The 18969-nt window shown below is 72.5% G+C and carries 15 protein-coding genes and 1 pseudogene; 4 read left to right on the top strand and 12 right to left on the bottom strand.

Annotated features, from left to right (window positions below; genetic code table 11):
• Nucleotides 1–93: 93 nt before the first annotated feature.
• The gene (locus tag FJK98_RS31570; RefSeq protein ID WP_145922267.1) at nucleotides 94–876 is read right to left on the bottom strand and encodes a hypothetical protein; all 783 of its coding nucleotides are present in this window, start codon (nucleotides 874–876) and stop codon (nucleotides 94–96) included.
• A 251-nt stretch (nucleotides 877–1127) separates the two neighbouring features.
• On the opposite strand from FJK98_RS31570, the gene FJK98_RS31565 reads away from it, so the two are divergent.
• The 3 genes and pseudogenes from FJK98_RS31565 (at nucleotide 1128) to FJK98_RS31555 (ending at nucleotide 3226) form a co-directional block, all read left to right on the top strand.
• Nucleotides 1128–1976 carry a hypothetical protein gene (locus FJK98_RS31565; RefSeq protein WP_145922266.1) on the top strand — a complete coding sequence of 283 codons (849 nt, stop codon included), beginning with the start codon at nucleotides 1128–1130 and terminating at the stop codon, nucleotides 1974–1976.
• Nucleotides 1977–1988: 12 nt separating this feature from the next.
• Nucleotides 1989–2579: pseudogene (locus FJK98_RS34910) on the top strand (transposase); the annotation flags it as partial.
• A gap of 113 nt (nucleotides 2580–2692) precedes the next feature.
• On the top strand, nucleotides 2693–3226 hold the full coding sequence (locus FJK98_RS31555; RefSeq protein ID WP_240762457.1) for a VanZ family protein: 534 nt from the start codon (nucleotides 2693–2695) through the stop codon (nucleotides 3224–3226).
• A gap of 53 nt (nucleotides 3227–3279) precedes the next feature.
• On the opposite strand, the gene FJK98_RS31550 is transcribed toward FJK98_RS31555, so the two are convergent.
• On the bottom strand, nucleotides 3280–6150 hold the full coding sequence (locus FJK98_RS31550; RefSeq protein WP_145922265.1) for a CHAT domain-containing protein: 2871 nt from the start codon (nucleotides 6148–6150) through the stop codon (nucleotides 3280–3282).
• A gap of 53 nt (nucleotides 6151–6203) precedes the next feature.
• Between FJK98_RS31550 and FJK98_RS31545 the strand changes: the two genes are divergently transcribed.
• A complete protein-coding gene (locus tag FJK98_RS31545; RefSeq protein ID WP_145922264.1) occupies nucleotides 6204–6572 on the top strand; it encodes a hypothetical protein in 369 nt (122 codons plus the stop codon).
• A gap of 832 nt (nucleotides 6573–7404) precedes the next feature.
• Here the strand turns inward: FJK98_RS31545 and FJK98_RS31540 are convergent.
• From FJK98_RS31540 to ispH, 10 genes are all read right to left on the bottom strand, one after another.
• Nucleotides 7405–9021, bottom strand: a complete 1617-nt coding sequence (locus FJK98_RS31540) for a hypothetical protein (RefSeq protein WP_145922263.1) — start codon at nucleotides 9019–9021, stop codon at nucleotides 7405–7407.
• Nucleotides 9018–9872, bottom strand: coding sequence for a protein phosphatase 2C domain-containing protein (locus tag FJK98_RS31535; protein WP_145922262.1), 855 nt, complete (start codon nucleotides 9870–9872; stop codon nucleotides 9018–9020). Before FJK98_RS31535 ends, FJK98_RS31540 begins: the two co-directional genes overlap by 4 nt.
• On the bottom strand, nucleotides 9869–10546 hold the full coding sequence (locus tag FJK98_RS31530; protein WP_145922261.1) for a hypothetical protein: 678 nt from the start codon (nucleotides 10544–10546) through the stop codon (nucleotides 9869–9871). Before FJK98_RS31530 ends, FJK98_RS31535 begins: the two co-directional genes overlap by 4 nt.
• Nucleotides 10547–10673: 127 nt before the next feature.
• Nucleotides 10674–11792: a polyprenyl synthetase family protein gene (locus FJK98_RS31525; protein WP_145922260.1), complete on the bottom strand. Its 1119-nt coding sequence runs from the start codon at nucleotides 11790–11792 to the stop codon at nucleotides 10674–10676.
• On the bottom strand, nucleotides 11789–12931 hold the full coding sequence (locus FJK98_RS31520; RefSeq protein ID WP_145922259.1) for a DegT/DnrJ/EryC1/StrS aminotransferase family protein: 1143 nt from the start codon (nucleotides 12929–12931) through the stop codon (nucleotides 11789–11791). The genes FJK98_RS31525 and FJK98_RS31520 overlap by 4 nt, the downstream gene beginning before the upstream one ends.
• A gap of 13 nt (nucleotides 12932–12944) precedes the next feature.
• On the bottom strand, nucleotides 12945–13493 hold the full coding sequence (locus FJK98_RS31515) for a cupin domain-containing protein (protein ID WP_145922258.1): 549 nt from the start codon (nucleotides 13491–13493) through the stop codon (nucleotides 12945–12947).
• Nucleotides 13494–13510: 17 nt separating this feature from the next.
• Nucleotides 13511–14575 (bottom strand): type III polyketide synthase, encoded by a 1065-nt coding sequence (locus tag FJK98_RS31510; RefSeq protein ID WP_305070086.1) that lies wholly within the window; start codon nucleotides 14573–14575, stop codon nucleotides 13511–13513.
• Between the two features lie 163 nt (nucleotides 14576–14738).
• Nucleotides 14739–15497, bottom strand: a complete 759-nt coding sequence (locus FJK98_RS31505) for a DUF3050 domain-containing protein (protein WP_145922256.1) — start codon at nucleotides 15495–15497, stop codon at nucleotides 14739–14741.
• 96 nt (nucleotides 15498–15593) lie between these two features.
• Nucleotides 15594–17177 carry an AMP-binding protein gene (locus FJK98_RS31500; RefSeq protein ID WP_145922255.1) on the bottom strand — a complete coding sequence of 528 codons (1584 nt, stop codon included), beginning with the start codon at nucleotides 17175–17177 and terminating at the stop codon, nucleotides 15594–15596.
• A 379-nt stretch (nucleotides 17178–17556) separates the two neighbouring features.
• The gene (gene ispH, locus FJK98_RS31495) at nucleotides 17557–18603 is read right to left on the bottom strand and encodes a 4-hydroxy-3-methylbut-2-enyl diphosphate reductase (RefSeq protein ID WP_145922254.1); all 1047 of its coding nucleotides are present in this window, start codon (nucleotides 18601–18603) and stop codon (nucleotides 17557–17559) included.
• Nucleotides 18604–18969: the final 366 nt, after the last annotated feature.

The raw sequence follows: 18969 nt of genomic DNA, 5'->3' as shown, positions 1-18969 counted from the left end.
GCCGTGATCCTGCGAATGGTGGGACGGTGACGCAACCGTTGGTGCTCCGGACGGGCCGGGGCGACGGTCATCGCCGTCCCGGCCCGTCGGGGGTCACAGCAGGACCCAGCCCCACCGGTGCAGGGAGGGCACATAGACCCTCGTGTAGCCCGCTTGGTGCTGCGACGTCGGCCGAACCTGCCAGCCCGCCTTCGCGTTGCCGATGACGAACCCGTTCGGCAGGTCGCGCAGCGTGCGGTTGTGAGCCATCTTCCGCTGGGTGGCCGGCACGGTGGATCCGGCCGGCGTCCAGTCGACCCGCTTCCAGTAGCCCGACCGGACGCTCTGGCTGCGCCCGTACAGCGTCCGGTGCGGCATGGATTGTCCGGCGTGGACCGGCGGGGTGTCGTGCCGAACCCAGCGGGCCGCACCGTGCTTCGGCTTCTCGAATCTCCAATAGTGACCCGACTGCTCGAGGGTCTTGCCGATGCACTCGCTGTTGATGACGAATCCCCAGTGCGGAAAGAGGTGCTTCGAATCGCGCGCCGGATCCGAGATCAGGGCGACATGGGCGTTGACGTTGTATCGCCAGATGATGGTGGCCCCGGGCTTGATGGTCCAGGTCTTCCGCCCGGCGCCAGGGTTGTGCGGATAGTTGTCCTGGACCCGGCACACGGCCCGCACCGAGTATTTCACCAGCAGGATGCGCGTGTGCCCGCAGACCTTTCCGACCTGCGGCGACTTCGGGCAGGAGGAAGGAACTGCTTTGGCGGCCATTGCGCTGGCCCCGACCGTCCCGCTGACGGCCGCGGCGGCAAGGGGGTTGACCGTCGCCGCCAGGCTGCCGGCCGTGAACAGCACGGCGGCCGTGGCAACGACCCTCTTCCAGGTCTTCATGATCGTCTCCTCAGATGGCAGTTGCTCGCTGACCGAATCGGGCCCATCCGGTACTTGGCAAGCCTGCCGCCCCCCAGAGGAGACGACGCCGACCGCCGGACACCGGACACCGACGGCCGAAACGCCGGACGACACCAGATGAACGCCGGACAGCGCCGGTGCGAGCGGATTGGCGGCAGACGGTGAGCACAGTGTGGTCAACGGCCGTGTCGTGAGGCATGCACACCTATGCGTTCGGGATACTCGGCGGCATGACGAAGGCGCCCAGGGTCGATGCACCTGAAGCGGTGGAGGACCTGTGGAGCACAATCGAGGCATACTGCGAGCACCGGACGGGCAAGCGCCGGCCGATCCGGGACATCGCCGCAAAGACCGGGCTCAAGCGATCGACCGTCTCCGACTGGTTCGGATACCGGTCGTTCCCAAAATGGGAGATGTTTTCGAATTTCCTGACGTATTTCGAGGACGAGGCATGGCAGCATGACCTCGAAATGATGTGGAGGGCGGCCTGGGCGGGACACCAGGAGGCCAGGCACGCCGCCGCACGGTATTCCACCGGCACGCACGCCGCTCGCGGCCCGAATTCCACCGACGGTTCACACACCGCGGACGGGGACGCCGCCGAGCGGATCGGCGCCACCGATGGTCCGGAGGCCAGTCCGACGAGCGGGTCGGCGCGTACCCGTTGGGGCCGCCTGCTGGTCGTCGGCGGTGGCCTACTCGTCACACTCATCGTGGTCGCCGCCTTCGGGTACGCCGTGGGAAGTGGTACCGGGTCCGATCGCGCGGATCAGCGAGCCGGCTCCGACCCGTCGCCGATCAACGCCGGGCCCGGCGGTACGGGTCAGCCCGGCGATTCCACTGCGCCGGCCGCCGGCGTCGTCGGCGGCACCTGCATGGCTGTGCGTGCCCGCGACGTGCGGGTGTTCACCTCCGCACGGGCCGACGAGGTATGGACGACCTGGCGGCGCGGGATGAAGTTCTGGGTCGACCGCGACGCGAGTTCCCAGTACCGATACCGCACGGTGCTGCGCAGTGGCCGTCACGCTTGGGTGACCAGCGACAGCCGCTATATCGAGCCGGCCACCGGTTGCCCGTAATCCCGCCTACGTCAGTGGTCTTACCTGCCGCACGACCTGCCGCCGAAGTCGGCCACCTACTACTACTTCGCGTTGTGGCGTGACGACGGCACCGATCAGGTGGTCCACGAAATGTTGCGCTGCCAGGCCCCGGAGAAGGTCGGCCGTGCTGAGGATCCGAGCGCGGTGGTGTTGGACACCCAGTCGGTTCGGGCGGCGAACCACGTCCCGGCGGCCACGACCGGCAAGGACGCCGGGAAGGAGGTGTCGGGGCGTAAGCGGGGCCTGGCCGTGGACGCGTTGGGGCTGCTCATCGCGGTCGTGGTGACCGCGGCGCCGGTCAGCGATAACGCCATCGGCGTCCGGCTGCTCGACAGGTCGTCGCACGTACCCCGGCGGTGACCCGCGCCTTCGTCGACGCCGGGTTCAAACAGGACCTCGCCCTGCACGGCGCCGTGGTGGGCATCGACGTCGAGGTCGTCAAACGCTCCGACCGACACCCGGTCGGGATTCGTGCCGGTCCGCGGGCGTTAGATCGTGGAGCAGACCTACGGCACGCTGATGCTGCACCGCCGCCTCGTGCGCGAGTACGAGTGCCGATCTGAGTCCTCGACGTCACGCACTGGCATGGACCCCCTCGGACCGGTGCGGAAGACGGGCTCCTGCCCTGGTCGCGGGAAGTAGTGCTGCGCGGCTCGTGGTCCGGCAGGAGGCATGGAACTGCGGTTATCCTGACGATGGTGGGCCTGCCGGTGGCGGCCCTGGTGGTGTGGGCGCTGGCGCGGCTGCGGCGTGCCGCCGGCGTCACCTCGGCGTGGCGCGGGTCGCTGGCCGAGGTGGGCATGGTCTACGGGACGGTGCCGTTCGTGTGGCTGACCCTGATGCCGGGCGTCGCCCCCGGCCGGGTGAGCCTGGTGCCGCTGCGGGACCTGGTCCCGATGGGGCCGATCGGGATCGGCGGCAACCTGCTGGTCTGCGCGGCGCTGGGGTTCTTCGCCCCGATCCGGTTCGCGGCGCTGGCGTCGGTGCCGCAGGTCCTGGCGTTCGGTGCCGGCTGCTCGGTCCTGATCGAAACCGCACAGTACGTCCTGTGGCTGGACCGGGTGACGTGCTGGTCAACGCCATCGGCGCCGGGCTGGCCGGGCTCGCCGCACGCCGCTTCCGGCGTACCCCGGGAAGGGTGCGGCCGACCGGCACACGCTCGGCATGAGCGCGTCGGTGCCGCTGCCTGCCGACCATGGGCTGCCGCCGTGCGCGTACTGACCGTGTAGGACGAGCCCGGGCCACCCTCGCCGGACGGGGGTGACCGGCCGGCCCGGGAGTGCTACGGGCCGGTGTGGATCAGCGCCGCCCACACCTCCGGACGGTCCGGGTGCGCACGTCGTACCCGGTCGATGGCCCGGTCCAGCGCGACGGCCGCACCGTCGGCGGCCAGGCGTCCCCCCGTCCGCAGGCCGGCGTAGACGTCGTCGGCGACCTGGGCCGCCACCCGGTCGGCGACCGCCCACTGGCTGCCGATGACGTGCCGGAAGCCGGCCATCTGCAACGCCGCGGTGAGATGGATGCCCTCGTCGGGCAGGTCCCGACCACCGGCCGCGGTGCGGCACGCGGACAGGTAGGCGAGGTCGCACCCGCCGGCCGACTGGTTGCGGCTGGCGAGCCGGCCGGCCAGGTCCAGGACGCTGAGCCTGCCGTCGACCAGCCGGAGGGCGGCGGCGCTGGGCTGCTTGAAGTCCTGGTCGCCGTGGCAGGCGAAGTGCGCCCAACTGTGCTGTTCGAGCGCGGTCAGCACACCCTCGACGGTGGCGCTGCGGCCGGAGAGCACCCGCAGGCCGGGCACGTGCGAGCTGACCGCGCGCAGCTCGTCGCTGACCGCGGGCAACGGCGCCTGGCCGGGCAGGGTGCCCAGCCCCACTGCGAACGCCTGCGGCGCTGCGTCCGGCGTGGGGGTGGCACGGGCGCGCAGCAGCGCGGACAGGCCCGGGGTGTAGGACGACACGCAGCGGGCGGCGACCGAGATGCGGCGTCGCGCGGCGAGCGGGGCGCTCGCGCCGAACCGGCCGGCGGCGTGCAACGGCAGCATCGTCAACGGCCCGGTCGGGCACCACCACACCCGGTGCCGCCGGTCCTGCCCGCCACCGAGGATGTCGTCGAGGGCCGCGCAGACGGACTCCCCGACGGTGTCCCAGAGCCAGCGTTGCAGGGACACCAGCGTCTGGTGCAGCGCGGCCCGCTCGACCGGCCCGCCACCCGCCTCCACCGCCCGCTGCACCTCAAGGAACGCCACGGCCCGACGCTGGGCGGTGTCGTGGGACAGCCACGGCAGCGGCACGGCGCGTACCCCGTCGGTGGTGACGATGATCGCGTCGCTGCGCCAACGCGAGGTGTTGACCAGCACCGCCGCCCCGCCCGTGGTGGCCGGCTGGAGGGCGGCGAACGACGGCGGGTGCAGGAAGTTCTCGAAACCCGGCCGGCGGCGGGCCTCGGCCGCGAGCTGCTCCCAACGTTCCGCCAACCGGCGGCGGTGACCGGCGTCCTCGGTCTCGGCACGGTGCGGCCCGCCCAGCGCGCTGGTCAGCAGGTCGCGGCCCAGCTCCCAGCCGGGACGGGTCGGCAGTTCGACGACCGGGGACGCCCCGGTGCCGTCCAGCTCCCGGCGCGTCCGGTCGAGTTCGTCGGCGAGCGCGGGCGCGACCGCAGCCAGCGCGGACAGGTCGCTGCGGGTCTGCAGGGCCTGCGACCACAGCACCTGCCGGCCCTGCTCCAGCAGCTCCACCGCGCGGTGCGGCTGCCCGGCGGCGAGGGCCCAGGCAGCCGCGTCACCGGCCAGGCCGGACACCGTGGCCAGCCGTTTCTCCTGCACGGTACGGTCCAGCCCCCGCCACGCGAGCAGCGGCAGCAGACCCACGGCGGTGCCGTACGCCTCCAGGGCCAGCTTCGCGTCACCGGCCTCGGCGGCGGTCTGCGCCCAGGTGCGGGCCGCGGTCATCCGGATCTCGACGGCACCCGCCCGGGAGGCCGACGACGACCGCCACATGCCGACCGCGGCGTCGAGGTCGGCCGGGTCGTGATCGATCAGGTAGCGGATCCGCAGGGCCGTGCCGAGCACGTTGAGGGCCCGCGCCCGGTCCGGGTGGCCGGGCGAGAAGCCGGCCAGGGCGGCCATGCCGGTGTCGACGGCGTCGCTGACCCCGGCCGGGTCGCTGCTCATCCGGGCCCTGATGAGCAGCGAGTGGGCCAGGCTGACCAGGTGGCCGGCCCGTTGGGTGCCGGCCGTCGGCGCGTCGACGGCCTCCCGGGAGCTGCGGATCGCCTCGTCCAGGTGCGCCGACGAGTTGCTGCTGAGGCCGTGCATGACCAGCAGGGCGCCGTGGGTGGCCAGCAGTTGCGCGCGGACCGTGCCGATGCTCGGCAGGTCGGCGACGACCTGCCGGCTGACCCGGACCGCCTCGTGCAGGTCGGCGTCGTCGTCGCCGTCCAGGCTCACCCAGCGTTGGACCAGCGCGATCACCAGCACGCCGTTGAGGGCGGCCCGGTCGACGTGCCGCGCGGGCATGGTGGCCAGACCGCTGCGGCAGTGCGCGACCGCCTCGTCGATGTCGCCCGGGGTGCCGGTCCGGGCGAACCGCATGACCAGGCAGAGCGCCAGCAGTTGGTGGGCGGTGAGCACGTGGTCCGGGTCGGTCGAGCGGTGCACCTCCCGGCTGAGGCGGACAGCCGTGTCGATGTCCGCGAGCTGGCCGAACCGCTCGAAACTGAGCCGGTACACGTTCACGCAGCGGATCAGCACGTCGATCCGGACGGGGTCGTTCGCGTCGACGGCGGCCACCGCGACGTCCGCGTGCCGCTTCGCCGTGGACAGGTCCGACACCTCGCGCCGCTGTTCGAAACGGAAGCCGACGACCAGGGCGAGCTGGGCGTTGACGTACGGCCACCACGGATCGTCGGGCGGGGTCAGCGCCGTCGCCTTCCCGGCGGCGGCCACGGCCGCGTCGAGCTGCTTCGGGTCCGAGGTGCGGCCCCGCAGCATCAGGACGGTGGAGAGCGCGGCGAGCACGTCCACCCGGGACGGGTCCGCCGCGAGCAGGTCCCGCGCCACGCCCTCGGCCCGGACCAGCAGCGACTCGTCGCCGCTGTCGTTGTAGGCGACGATGAGCGGGTCCACCGCATCGATGGACCGCTCCGGCGATGGCACCGACTCAGTAGATTCGACGGCAGCTCGGGCGTCAACCGACAGGAGTGTCGTACATGGAGCAACGCCGCCTGCTGGCCTCGTTGTGCGCCGCCGTGCCGACCCTGCGGCAACGGGCGGAGGCGGGGGCGTGGAGCGACCTGCTCGACGAACTCCTCGACGAACTGGCCGCCGGCAGGCCGGTGGTGGAGGTCTGCCGGCAGCTCGGCTGGATGACCGAGACCGAGACCGAGCGCAGCATCGGCGTCGGCCCGGCGGACCACGCCGGGGGCGCCCGGCTGGAAGGTCTCGCGCCGGTGGTGCTCGACGGCGACTACCGCTGCCCGCTGCACCGCTGCTCGCGCCGGGCGCACCGCGACGACCGGGGCCGGGTGCCGAACTGCGCGCTCGCCGACACGGCGATGACGTACCGGTCCGAGCCATGATCGAGGTGCTGCTGGGCGAGGTCGGACGGCGGATCAACGACCGCTGGCTGACCCGGGCGCTCGGCCCGGCCCTGCTGTGGCTCGCGGTGGCCGCCTTCGCGGTGCTGCCGGGGCGCGGTGCCGTCTTCGACGTACCCGGGGCGGCGCTCGCCGCAGCCGACGCGGTCGATCACCTGCGGGACCGGATCGGCCTGGCCCTGGTGGTCGGGGCGCTCGTCGTCGGTGCCGCCGCAGTGGCCGCCGGCTGCGCCCAGGCGGCCGGCCGGGGCGTCCGCCACGTCTGGCTGGGTGCCTGGGCCGGCCCGGCCGGCCGGCTGTCGACGGCGCTGACCGCCCGCCGCCGTGCCACCGCCGTGCGCCGGTTCACCGCGCGGGGACGGGTGGTTCCGGCGGTGTACCTGCCGGCCCGACCGACCTGGATCGGCGACCGGATCCGGCTCGCCGACGACCGGGTGGCCGCACAGTACGGGCTCCGCCTGGGCCTGATCTGGCCGCGCCTGTGGCTGCTGCTCACCCCCGAGGGGCGCACCGACGTGACGCAGGCGCGCGACCGGCTCGACCGGGCCGTCGCCTCGGCCGGCTGGGCGGTGCTCTACCTCACGCTGGCTCCGTGGTGGTGGCCGGCGGCGGCGCTCGGCGTGACCCTCGGTGTCGTCTCCTGGTGGCGGGCCCGGTCGGCGGCGGGCCTGTTCGCCGACATCGTGGAGGCGACCGTCGACCTACGGCACCGCAGCCTGGTCGCCGAGCTGGGTTTCCCGGTCGAGCCGGGGCGTCCGCTGCCGCCGTCCACCGCTGCCGCCGTCAACGACCTGCTGCACAAGGGCGCCAGCGGTCACGGGCAGTACGACCGGGCCGGCGCGGAGATCGAGCCGACGTGGTATCCGTCGTCGTCGGTGACGAGCGACAGCCGGGAGCGCCAGCAGCCGGCCGACGAGCCGGCACCGTCCGGGTCGAACACCACGTTGACCTGAGGGCTGCCGTCGGTCGCGGTGCGGACGCCGATGATCGTCGCGACGGGGAACGGGCCGTTCTTCGTCAGGGTGGCGGCCCGGGCGAGTTGGGTCCTGCTCCGGTCGTCCAGGCGTGGCGCGTCGATGTTGATCCCGCACAGGAAGCCGCGGACGGCGACGACCGAGGACTTCGTCCGGGCGGACGTCCGGTTCAGGCCACTGCCCACCCGGACGTCGCTGAAAAGACAGGGCCGGGCCAGGGGAAGGAGCTTCTCCAGGTCGAGCCGGGTCGGCAGGGGCAGGCCGGGAAGTCCGGTCACCCCTGCTGAACTGCCGGTGGGCCGGGTCAGGCCCGGGATCCCCGTCGGCAACGGGGGATAGGACGGCTGCTGGACCAGCCCCGTCGGCAGGCCCGACCCGGCCCGGTAGGGCGTGCCCGGGGAGTCGTCGTTGGCGCTGATCAGGCCGGCCATCACCGCGATCGCGGCCAGCGCTGCGGCGAGCAGGCCCCAACCCCGGCCGGCCCGTCGGGGACCGGCCGCCGCAGGGGCGGGGACGACGAGGCGTACCGGGTCCGGGCGGACGGCGTCCGGACGGGTCGGCTCCGGGCCGGTCGGGGGAACCGCCCGGCGCGGCGGTGCCGTCGGCGGGGTGCGGCGGAGGCTCCGCTCCAGGGCGTCCGACCACTCCTGCGGTGCGGGCCGCAGGTGCGGGGCGGGGTCCAGGCTCCGGCCGGCGAGGGTGACCAGGTGCCGGTCGAGCCGCCGCCGGGCCGCGTCCGGGTCGCGGGTCTGCTGGTCACCGGCGAACAGGCGTACCGCGAGCAGCCCGAACTTGTACGCGTCGGTGGCGGGCGTGGCCAGTTCCTCGGCGTCCGCGTCCGGTACGTGCCATTCGGGGGTTTCGGCCTGCGCCAGCACCGAGTCGCCGTCCAGCCGCATCGCGTCGCAGTCGATGAAGTAGCACCGGGGGCGGGAGTCGAGGCTGAACAGCAGGTTGTTCGGTGACAGGTCGCCGACGCAGACGCCGAGCCGGTGCAGCAGGGTCAACGCCTCGCCCGTGTCCCGCAGCAGTTCGAGGCGCATCCGGTCGTCGATGTGCAGCCCACGGTCGAGCAGGTAGTCGTCGCTGTTCAACAGGTACTGCACCTGTGCCAGGACGGTGTCCGGCCCGCGTGGCAGTTGGATGCGGACCCGGAACCGGTCGGGCACCCGTGGCATCAGGAACCCCCGGACCACGCCCTCCTTGCGGACGATCGCGGTGGGCCAGGCGGCGAGACCGAGCAGCGTCTCCGCATCCGGTCCGGCCCCGGCGGCGAGCCGGACGAAGCGGTTCAACGTGGCGACGTCGACGTCGTCGACGAACCGGGTCGCGTACTCCTTGTAGACCCACCGGGGGTCCTCGGTGAGGGCGTAGACGGTGCCCTGACCGCCGGTGCCGATCCGGGTACGCGGGCCGAGGGCGGACAGGCTCACCTCGGGCGGCAGCGGGCCGGTCACGACGGCTCGGGCGGCACCGGCCAGACGGCCAGCACGGTGCGGTCGTCGTCCCACGATCCGCCGGTGAAGTCGAGCATCCAGGCGAGCCGGGTCATCGCGGGAGGCGTGGTCAGCGCGTCGCCGAACAGCCGCCCGAGGTCCCCGGTGCCGTGCCCGAGCGGCTCGGCGAAGCCGTCGGTGGCCAGCACCAGCACGTCGTCCCCGGCGAGGGTCACCGCCACCGGGTCGACCTCGGCGGGCACCCGGGGCAGGGCGGCGACGCCGTCCGGGAGCAGCTCGTCCCGTGGGTCGGCCAGGTCGGTGAACAGCGGCTCCCAGGTGCCGTCGCGCAGCCGCCAGGCGGTCGAGTCGCCGACCCGGACCAGGTGGGCGAGCGCCCGCCCGGGGCCGTCCGGCCGGACCAGGGCGACCACCACGGTGCTGGCCAGCAGCGTCTCGGCCCGCTGCGGGTCGGTCTCGCCCAGTTGCCGCCCGGCGTAGTCGACCAGCGCCCAGCCCGCGCAGCGCAGCAGGTCGTGCCAGTCGACGGTGTCGTCGGCGCGCAGCAGGTAGTCGACGACCGTCCGGCACACCATGGTCGCGCCCAGGTGGGACAGCGGGGCGTTGGAGACCCCGTCGGCCACCACCGCGATCACCGAACCGGCCACCGTGGCCAGCGCGAAGTCATCCTGCCGGGGTACGCCGGACGCCCGGTGGCCGGGCCCGCGTACGGAGGCCGCCCGTACCTCGAAACCGGCCGCCGCCCAGCCGTCGGCCACGGTGTCCGGCCGGTACGGCTGTGTCTGCGGGGCGCGGGCCGGCGACTCCGGGCCCGGCACCCCGATCAGCGGCGGCGCCCAGTCGAAGCTCACACCACGTCCACGGCCATCCGGAAGCTGTCCGGCCGCTCCACGACCAGCTCTGCGGTGTCACCCCCGACGGCCTGCCCCGACCTGATGACGCTGCGGGTCAGGGCGGTGCAGAACTCGGCGATCGCGAACCCCACCTCCACCCCCGGTGTGGCCACGAACGCGAACTCCGGCCGGGTCGCCACGTGCAGGATCGTCTCGGCCCGCGCCTCACCGATGCCACACGCGATGATGTTCGGCGCGGTCGGGGTGCGCTCCCGGTCGGTCAGTTCGGCGTAGACCGGCTCCCACTGGCCCGGGTCGGTGGGCTGCCCGTCGCTGAGGAAGAACACCGCCGGCCGGTGCACCGCGAAGCCCTCCCGCTTGAGGGCCCGCACGTCGGCCGGGATCCGGTCGATCAGCAGACTGAACGCGACGCCGTAGGCGGTCCCGGCCCGCACCGACAGCTGCGGGAGCGACGTCTCGTTGCGCAGGTCGGACAGGGCCGAGTGGACGATCACGTCCTCGGAGAAACCGATGATCGAGAACCTGACCTTGGCCGCCGCGAGGGGCTCGCGCAGCAGGGCGTCGTGCAGCGACTGGAGCCCGGCGTTCAGCTCACCCACCACCGGAGTCATGGAGACGGACTCGTCCGCCACCAGGTAGACCGGCAGCACCCGCCCGGCAGTCTCCGCCATGCCTACCCCCAACCGTCGCCAGTGGACGGCCTCAAGGTAACACCGTCCGTCTATGCGGCGGTGGCGGTCCGCGACGCCCCGTCCCGCCGGGTCGCCGGGAGGGCACGTCGGTCGGCGTCGAACCCGCTCACCAGCGCCGTTGCGTCGCGCTGACCGCCATCGCGGCGAGCCCACGCCGGCCGTGGGGCGTGGCGTCGCTGGCCTCCAGCGCGTCGAGGGCCCGTTCGGTGCGCCGGACGATGTCCCGCTCGACGTGGTCGACGGCGCCGACGTCGGTGAAGATCCCCCGGATGCTGCGCAGTTCGTCGGCGGAGATGTCCGTGCCGATCCTGGCCCGGAGGTACGCCGCCGCGGCCGGGTCGCGGTCGTCGGCGTGCCGCAGGGCCGTCGCGAGGAGCACGGTGCGCTTGCCCTCGCGCAGATCGTCGCCGGACGGCTTGCCGGTCAACGCCGGGTCACCGAAGACGCCCAGCAGGTCGTCACGCAACTGGAAGGCGATGCCGATGTCGACGCCGAACGCGCGGTAGGCGGCGACGAGAGCGGCGTCCGCGCCCGCGACCGCCGCACCGATGTGCAGCGGACGCTCCACCGTGTAGGCCGCCGTCTTGTACCGGTCGATCCGTAACGCCGAGTCGACCTCCTCGTCGTTGCCGGCCTCGGCCCACAGGTCGAGCAGTTGGCCGGCCAGGACCTCGGTGCGCATGGCCGACCAGACCGGGCCGACCCGTTCGTACGCGTCGACGGGGAGGCCGGCGCCGCGGATCATGTCGTCGGCCCAGCCCTGGGCCAGGTCCCCGGTCAGGATGGCGCTGCCGGTGCCGAACGACTCCGCGTCACCCGGCCAGCGGTGCCGGCGGTGGTGCTCGGCGAAGGCCACGTGCGCGGCGGGGTGACCCCGGCGGGTCGGTGAGGCGTCGATGATGTCGTCATGGATCAGGGCCGACGCGTGGAGCAGTTCGAGCGCGGCGCAGGTGTGCCGGACGGCCTCGGCGGTGGGGCCGGCCGCGTCGCCGCCGGCACCGATCCAGCCCAGCCAGGCGAAGGCCGGCCGGACGCGTTTGCCGCCGCGCAACACGTACGCCTCCAGTTCGCCGACCGCCGCGGCGAAGCCCGGCCCGATCGCGTCGGCCTCCGCCCGGCGGTCGACGAAGAACCGCCGCAGCACGGCGTCGATCGCCTCCGTGCTCCCGGCGACCCCGACGGCCGGGCCGACGCCGTGGTCCACGACGGGTGGACGGGTGTTCACGCCGCCCCCGCCCGGGTGCGGGTGCGCAGCGCGGCGCGCAGGGTCTCCACGACCCGCTCGACCTGGCCGGAGGTGAGTTCGGCGTGCATGGGGATGGCCAGGTTGCGCCGGGCGAGGTCGGCGGAGACGGGGCAGTGCCGGCTGCTGCCGTAGACGGGCTGCCGGTGGCTGGCCCAGGTGCCGTGGCCGCAGCCGATGCCGTGCGCGCGCAACGCGGTGGCGACGCTGGCGCGGTCGACGTCCGGATGCAGGGTGACCAGGTAGGACTGCCAGGCATGGGTGCGGTCGTCGGGCACGTGCGGCAGGGTCACGAGTTCCTCGTCGGCGAGCAGGTGGGCGTAGTGCGCGGCGACGGCGCGGCGGCGGTCGAGGAGTTCCTCGACGCGGGTGAGCTGCACCTGGAGGATCGCCGCCGCGATGTCGGAAAGTTTGTAGTTGTAGCCGATCTCGGTGAACTCGGGAATGGGCAGGCCGACGACCTGGGCCTGGTCGAAGATGCTGCCGATGCCGAACGAGGAGCGCAGGCGGGCGTCGACGGCGAGGGCCGGATCGGTGGTGAGCAGGGCGCCACCCTCGCCGCTGGTGATGCCCTTGCGGCCGTGGAAGGACAGGCAGGCCACGGGGGCCAGGGCACCGGCGGGTCGACCGCGGTAGGTGGCGCCGATGGCGCAGGCGGCATCCTCGACGAGGAACAGCCCGTGGCGTCGGGTGAGGTCGTTCAGCTCGTCGTAGTCCGCCGGCAGGCCGAGGGTGTCCACGGCGATGACGCCGACGGTACGGGGGCCGATGAGAGCGGCGACGGCCTCCGGGTCGACGGTGCCGGTGTCGGGGCGTACGTCGGCGAAGACCGGGGTGGCCCCGACGTAGCGGGCGGCGTGGGCGGGTGCGGGGAAGGTGTAGTCGGCGACGATCACCTCGTCGCCGGTGCCGGCACCGAGGGCGAGCAGCGCCAGGTGCAGGGCGGCACCGCAGTTGCTGACCGCGACCGCGTCGGCCACGCCGTAGCGGCGGGTGAGGTCGGCTTCCAGTGCCTTGCCGCTCGGCCCCTGGCCGGCCGGCCAGCCCGAGGAGAACACCTGCGCGACCGCGGCCAGCTCCCGCTCGCCCAGACTCGGTCGGACCAGAGGAATCGCGTCCACTCTCATCTCCCCACTACGCCGGATTGCCGTTGGTGCCGGTCAGGGCCGGGAGGCCGTACCGCAGGGGGGTGATCTGGTCGACGTCGTACCGGTCGCGCAGCCGCTGCACGGCGTCCGGGTCCACCGACCTGCCTGCGGAGAAGATCTCCACGATCTCCTCGAAGTAGTTCTCGTGGTCGGGCGACGGATGGCTCTGGAACAGCATCCGCGCCGGCTCGCCGGTGGAGTTGCGGAACGCGTGCGGGCAGCCGGCCGGGACGAACATGCAACTGCCCGGACCCGCCGTCACCACCCGGTCCCCGGCGGCGGACGCCCAGTCCTGCCACCCGTCGGTGGTGCGGGTGGTGGGCTCGAACGCCAGCAGGTCGAGTTCACCGTCGAGGACGTAGAAGAACTCCTGCGCGTGATGGTGGGTGTGCGCGCCGACGTCGAAGCCGGGTGGCACCACCACCTCGAAGATCGAGGTGACCGAGCCGTGCGCCTCGGTGACCTTGAAGGTGACCTCCTGCGCCTTGGTGATCAGCTTGCGTCCCTCGCCGGGTGGGACGATGAGGCCGCTCATGCGACGGTTTCCTCTCCCTAGACCAGTTCCGGGTCACGACGTGGCAGCGCCGCGTCGGGTGGCGCCAGGTCCAGGGCGCCGAGGGTGTCGACCCGCCAACTGCCCACCGTCATCTCGGCGGTGATACCCGGGCCGAAGGCCGCGATGATCCCGCGGTCGCCGGGCGTCGGCGGGGCCTCGTCGAAGAGCCTGCGGGCGGCGTCGAGGACGACCGCGCTGGCGATGTTGCCGTACTCGGTCAGGGTCGCCCAGCTGTGCCGGAACATGTCCCGGTCGACGTCGAGGAACTTGGCGAGGTCGTCCAGGATGCGCGGACCGCCGGCGTGGATGAGGTAGAAGTCGAGGTTGCCGACGTCCCAACCGTGGCCGTCGGTGAACCGGCGCAGCACCGGGGCGAGTGGTTCCATCGTGCCGGGCACCCGGCGATCCAGCTGGAAGTGGAATCCGGTGGACCGGACGGCGTAGGAGATCCAGTCCTCGGTGTCCGGGATCAGGTACGACGCGTTGCGTTCCAGCGTGATGCCGGTGCCACCGTCGCCACGCACCACGGCGGCCGCCACCGCGTCGCCGAACAGCCCGTCGGACAGCAGCGAGCCGACCCCGTCGTCGGTGGGTTGGTAGCAGAGCGAACAGAGCTCGCAGGAGACGATCAGCACGTTGCCCCCGGGGTACGCCGTGCAGAAGTCGTGCGCCCGGTTGATCGCCGTCCCGCCGGCCGCGCAGCCCAACTGTGCGATCGGGAGCTGCCGGGTGTCCGGCCGGAAGCCCATCGTGTTGATCAGCCAGGCGGTCAGCGACGGCATCAGGAACCCGGTGCACGACACGTAGATGATCGCGTCGATGTCCCGCGCGGTCACCCCGGCGTGTGCCAGGGCCTCCTCGATGACGCCCGGACAGCGCTTCTTCGACTCGATCTCGTAGATCCGGTTGCGCTCCTCGAAACCCGGATGGCGCAGCGCCTGCTCGATCGGCTGGACGATGTGCCGCTTGCGTACGCCGGTGTTCTCGATCAGCCGGAGCGCGAGCGGAAGCTGCTGCTTGCCGGCGTGGACCGTCCTGGCGAACTCCAGAGTCTCTTCCATCGTGACGACATGTTCCGGTACACCCACCGACGGCTTGCACAACGTAGGCATCTCGGGAATCCACTCTCTCTCGGCATTCGGGGTCACCGGCCGCTGGCCCGGTCGAGGCGTCCGGGCACCCAGGTCCCGGTCCCCCACCGGCGGCCCGGCGGGGCGTGATCGATCAACGAACTGCGTCGAACTCCGCGAGCACCCCGTCCCAGAGGCCGGTGCGGGCCTTGACCGCCGCGATGCTGACGGCCGTGGCCTCGGCCTCACGCTGCGGGTCGCCGTCGCAGAGCGCGGCGAGCAGCCGCAGCGCGAGCGGCCCGTGTTCGTCGTGGTCGAGGGCGATGTGGCGGTCGAGGTAGTGGCGGAACACCGGGGCGTTGGCGAGTACGTCGTCGACGTTGGCGCGGACCGCCGAGAAGACGTCGGGCAGCAGGTTCTCCCGGCCGTGGCAGAACGACGACGCCACCTCGTGCGGTGCGCCGTTCAGCGCCACGCCGAGGGTGTGCCCGACGAAGTCGCGGACACTCGGGGGGATCCGCTCGTCCTTGAGCGCCGCCACCGGGCTGACACCGCTGTCCAGCGCGGCGAGAAACCCGTCGATCGGCGCGGTGTCGGCACCGATCTCGTCCATCGCCCGTCGGTACAGCTCGAAGTGGCTGATGTAGCCCCCGCCGATGTCCTCGTCGGTCTCCTCGGCCAGGACGATCTCCAGGATGAACCGGCCGTGCTCGGCGTGCCCCCGGGGCCGCCAGGGCAGGGTCACCGAGGTCACCTCGGTCTGTAGGCGCTTGAGCAGGGTGAAGAAGTCCCACACGGCGAAGACGTGGTGCTTCATGAAGATCCGCAGCCGCTCCTCGGTGGAGATCTGCGCGTAGAGGGGGTGGTCGATCAGCCTGGCCCGTGCCGTGTGGAACTCAGCGAGCGCGGTCAACTTCTTCTCCCGGTCAATCGAGGGGACGTGGTGGTTTCTGTCGACCTGACGGGGACGGCCGGCACCGTCGGCGGTCGGGTCCGTGGCCGTCGCCGGTCAGCTCCGCTTCTCCAGCTCACCCTGGAGCCGGTGCGACAGCGCGATCCGCTGGACCTTCAGGGTGCCGGTACGGGGCAGTTCGGCCTGCGGGATCTGGATCGGGGCGGCCAGCTGGGGGAACCTGACGGCGGCGGTACGCCATCGGTCCAGGTCGAGCGGCTGGTCGTCCCGGGTGCAGATGACCGGGACCGGCTCGGAGTTCGGGCCGGGCACCACGACCAGCTCGGTCAGTTCCTCCAGTTCGCCGAGCATGACGTCCTCGACCTCCAGGGCGCTGCGCAGCCCGGGGATCATGTCGACCTCCCGGTCGAACATGTGCAGGCAGCCGAACCTGGTCCGGTAGCCGACGTCCCCCGTGCGCCACCACTCGTCGTGCCGGTTGGTGTCGTACCGCTCCTGCTCGGCGAAGTAGGTCTTCGCCAGGCCGGGCCAGGCGACCTCGATGAAACCGGGATTCGTCTCCGAGGGCCGCCTGCCGTTGCGGCTGACCACCCGGATCCGCGCGCATCCCGGCATCGCCCAGCCGACGCAGCGGCCGTTCGCCCGGTGGGCGGAATGGCGGAAGTACGGCCGGCCGACGGCCGGGCCGACCTCGCTCTGACCGTAGATCTGGAAGAACAGCGCCCCCCGCCGCTCGGAGGCCCTGAGCAGCCGGCTCATCGTCCGGGGGTGGATCGCGTCGAACGTCGTGCTGAAATACTTGATCGACGCGAACGGCCGACGTCGATCCTCGGTGAGCCGCTCCCACTCCATCAGCGAGTTGGGGAGCACCTCGATGAATCCCGGCCGGTTCGCGAGGAACAACTCGGCGACCCGGTCCGGATCGGACTCCCGCATGAGCAGCACCGGCATCTCGAAGAACAACGCCAGCGCCATCGCCGCGAACATCCGTGAGTGCACGAAGGAGATGTGGATCGCCACGGTCTCCCGCCTGCGCATCAACGACAGCAACCGCCACTGCGGCGTGAGCCGGGCGGCCATGGTCTGCGGCGTGTGCACGACGAGCTTGGGCAGGCCGGTGGTGCCGGAGGTGTGGGTGATCATCGCGGGTTCGTCGAACCCCCGGGACACCGGCGCCACCCTCGGGGCTCCGGCGAGGTCGGTGAGCGACCGGGCACCCGGGCGGGGTCCCCCCACGGTGACCACCCGCCTGGTGAGGTCGGCGAGCGGCACGTCGGCCAGGTCGTCGAGCTTACGGTCGTCACTGAGCAGGGTCGGCTGCTCCAGCCGGCCGAGGAGCGCGCCGACGGTGGCGGCGTCCAGGGCGGGGGAGAGCAGCACGGGCACCGCGCCGACGCGGGACGCGGCGCTCGCCAGCACCCACACGTCGACGTTGGCGCTCTTGTAGATCGCGATCCGTTCGCCCGGTCGTACCCCGGCCGCCCACAGCCGGGCGGCCAGGTCGTCCACGTGGCCGGCGATCTCGGCCACCGTCAGCCGCCGGCCCACCTCCGGCAGGACGTCCAGGTCGTGGTCGAGGGTGAGCAGGGTGGACCCGTTGCGGGCCGCGGCCAGCTGCGGCACGAGACCGAGGTGCAGGCCGTCCTTCCGGATCGAGTGGTGGATCGCGGAGCCCTTCATCTGAACCGCCTCCTCGGGATCTCTGACGGCCGCTTCGGGCCGTTGTTTCGTAGCGGTGCGCGTGAGGGGTCCGCGCCCCTGCGGCGTGGGGTGCGCCGGCCCGGCCGGGTCGATCAGCCCGGGACGCCGCAGCCTCGACCTGGAAGAGTCGCCGGTGCCGGTCCGGTGATGCGCCGGCCCTGCCCGCTCCGGCTGTGCCTCGTTTGCGCCGGTCAACATCAGTCCCGGCGGTGTCCCGCTCCCGCTGTCGGGTGCGCTACCTCGCCCAGCATCGAGTACGGGGCTTGCCCCGGACTGTCCGGCGGCTTGGTGCCGGCTTGGCGCGGTCTTGGACCAGTTCGCCGGTCAGGCGTTCCCCCGGCGTCCCGCCTCCCGGCCGTCACGGCGCGTCGTCCTCGCCGCCGGCCGGTCCGGGACGCTCCGGGCCGACCCGGGCGGCCCCGGTGTCCGGGTGCGGTGTCGCCAGGCTGCCGGGTAGCGAGAAGGTGATGTTCTCGGTCGCGGTGCGGACCACTTCGATCTGGTCGAAGCCGTACTCGGCCAGTCGTTCGACCACCTGCTCGACGAGGAGTTCGGGCACACTGGCACCGGAGCTGAGCCCGACCGACCGGGCACCGGCCAGCCAGGTGCGGTCCAGGTGGGTGACGTCGGGCAGCAGGCGGGCCGGGGTGCCGGACCGGGCGGCGACCTCCACCATCCGGACCGAGTTGCTGGAGTTGGGTGAGCCGACGACGAGCACGACGTCGGTGACGGCGGCGATCTGCCTGACCGCGTTCTGCCGGTTCTGGCTGGCGTAGCAGATGTCGTCGCTGCCCGGCCCGTGCAGGTCGTCGAAGCGTTCCTCGAGCGCGGCGATCACCTCGGCGGTCTCGTCGAGGGAGAGGGTGGTCTGGGTCAGGTAGGCCACGGGTTCGTCGCGGGGCAGTTCGAGCCGGGCCACGTCCGCGACGTCGGCCACCACGACGGTACGGTCGGGAGCCTCGCCGTAGGTGCCCTCCACCTCCTCGTGGTCGGCATGCCCGATGAGCAGGACGGTGCGCTCGTCGCGGGCGTAGCGGCGGATCTGTTGGTGCACCTTGGCGACCAGTGGGCAGGTGGCGTCGATGACGTCCAACTGTCGGTCGGCGGCCCGCTCGCGGACCATCGGCGAGACCCCGTGGGCGGAGAAGACACAGACCGCGCCCTCGGGCACCTCCGCCTCGGAGTCCACGAACACCACGCCGCGCCGTTCGAAGTCGCGGACCACGTAGTGGTTGTGCACGATCTGTTTGCGGACGTAGACCGGCGGCGGGTACCGGCGCAGGGCCTCGTCGACTATGCCGATCGCCCGGCGCACCCCGGCGCAGAAGCTGCGTGGTTCGGCAAGCACGACGCGACCGCCGCCGTGGCGGTGGCCGGACCCGGGTGTCTCTTCCGCCTTGCTCATGAGCGGTCTCCAACCGGTGTCGGTGGGACGGGCGACCAGTGGCCTGATGCGCCCCGCTTTTCTGTCCGGTGCCGGGTGCCTGACGCCGACACATTCGTGCCTGCGGTATCGCCTTCGATGTCGACCGGGACTGCGGTTCGTCAGAAACCGGAATTGAGGCTGCGTCGTCGTCGCGCGCTCTCTCGTCGTACGCGGTAGGCGAAACTGCACACCGTCGCCGGCTGACAGCAGTCTCCGTGAGTTCCACCAAACGTGTCAAGGGCCGCGCATTGCTGACGCCGGCCGGGCGGTGGAGCCCGTTCACGGGTCGTCCCCCGGGCCTCCTGTCGACAATCAGTTCGGAAAAAAATGGATCGCCGCCGGTGG

Origin of the sequence: Micromonospora sp. HM134 (assembly GCF_007833915.1) — a bacterium.
Lineage (GTDB): Bacteria > Actinomycetota > Actinomycetes > Mycobacteriales > Micromonosporaceae > Micromonospora > Micromonospora wenchangensis.
This window is presented reverse-complemented; position numbering and strand designations above follow the sequence as displayed.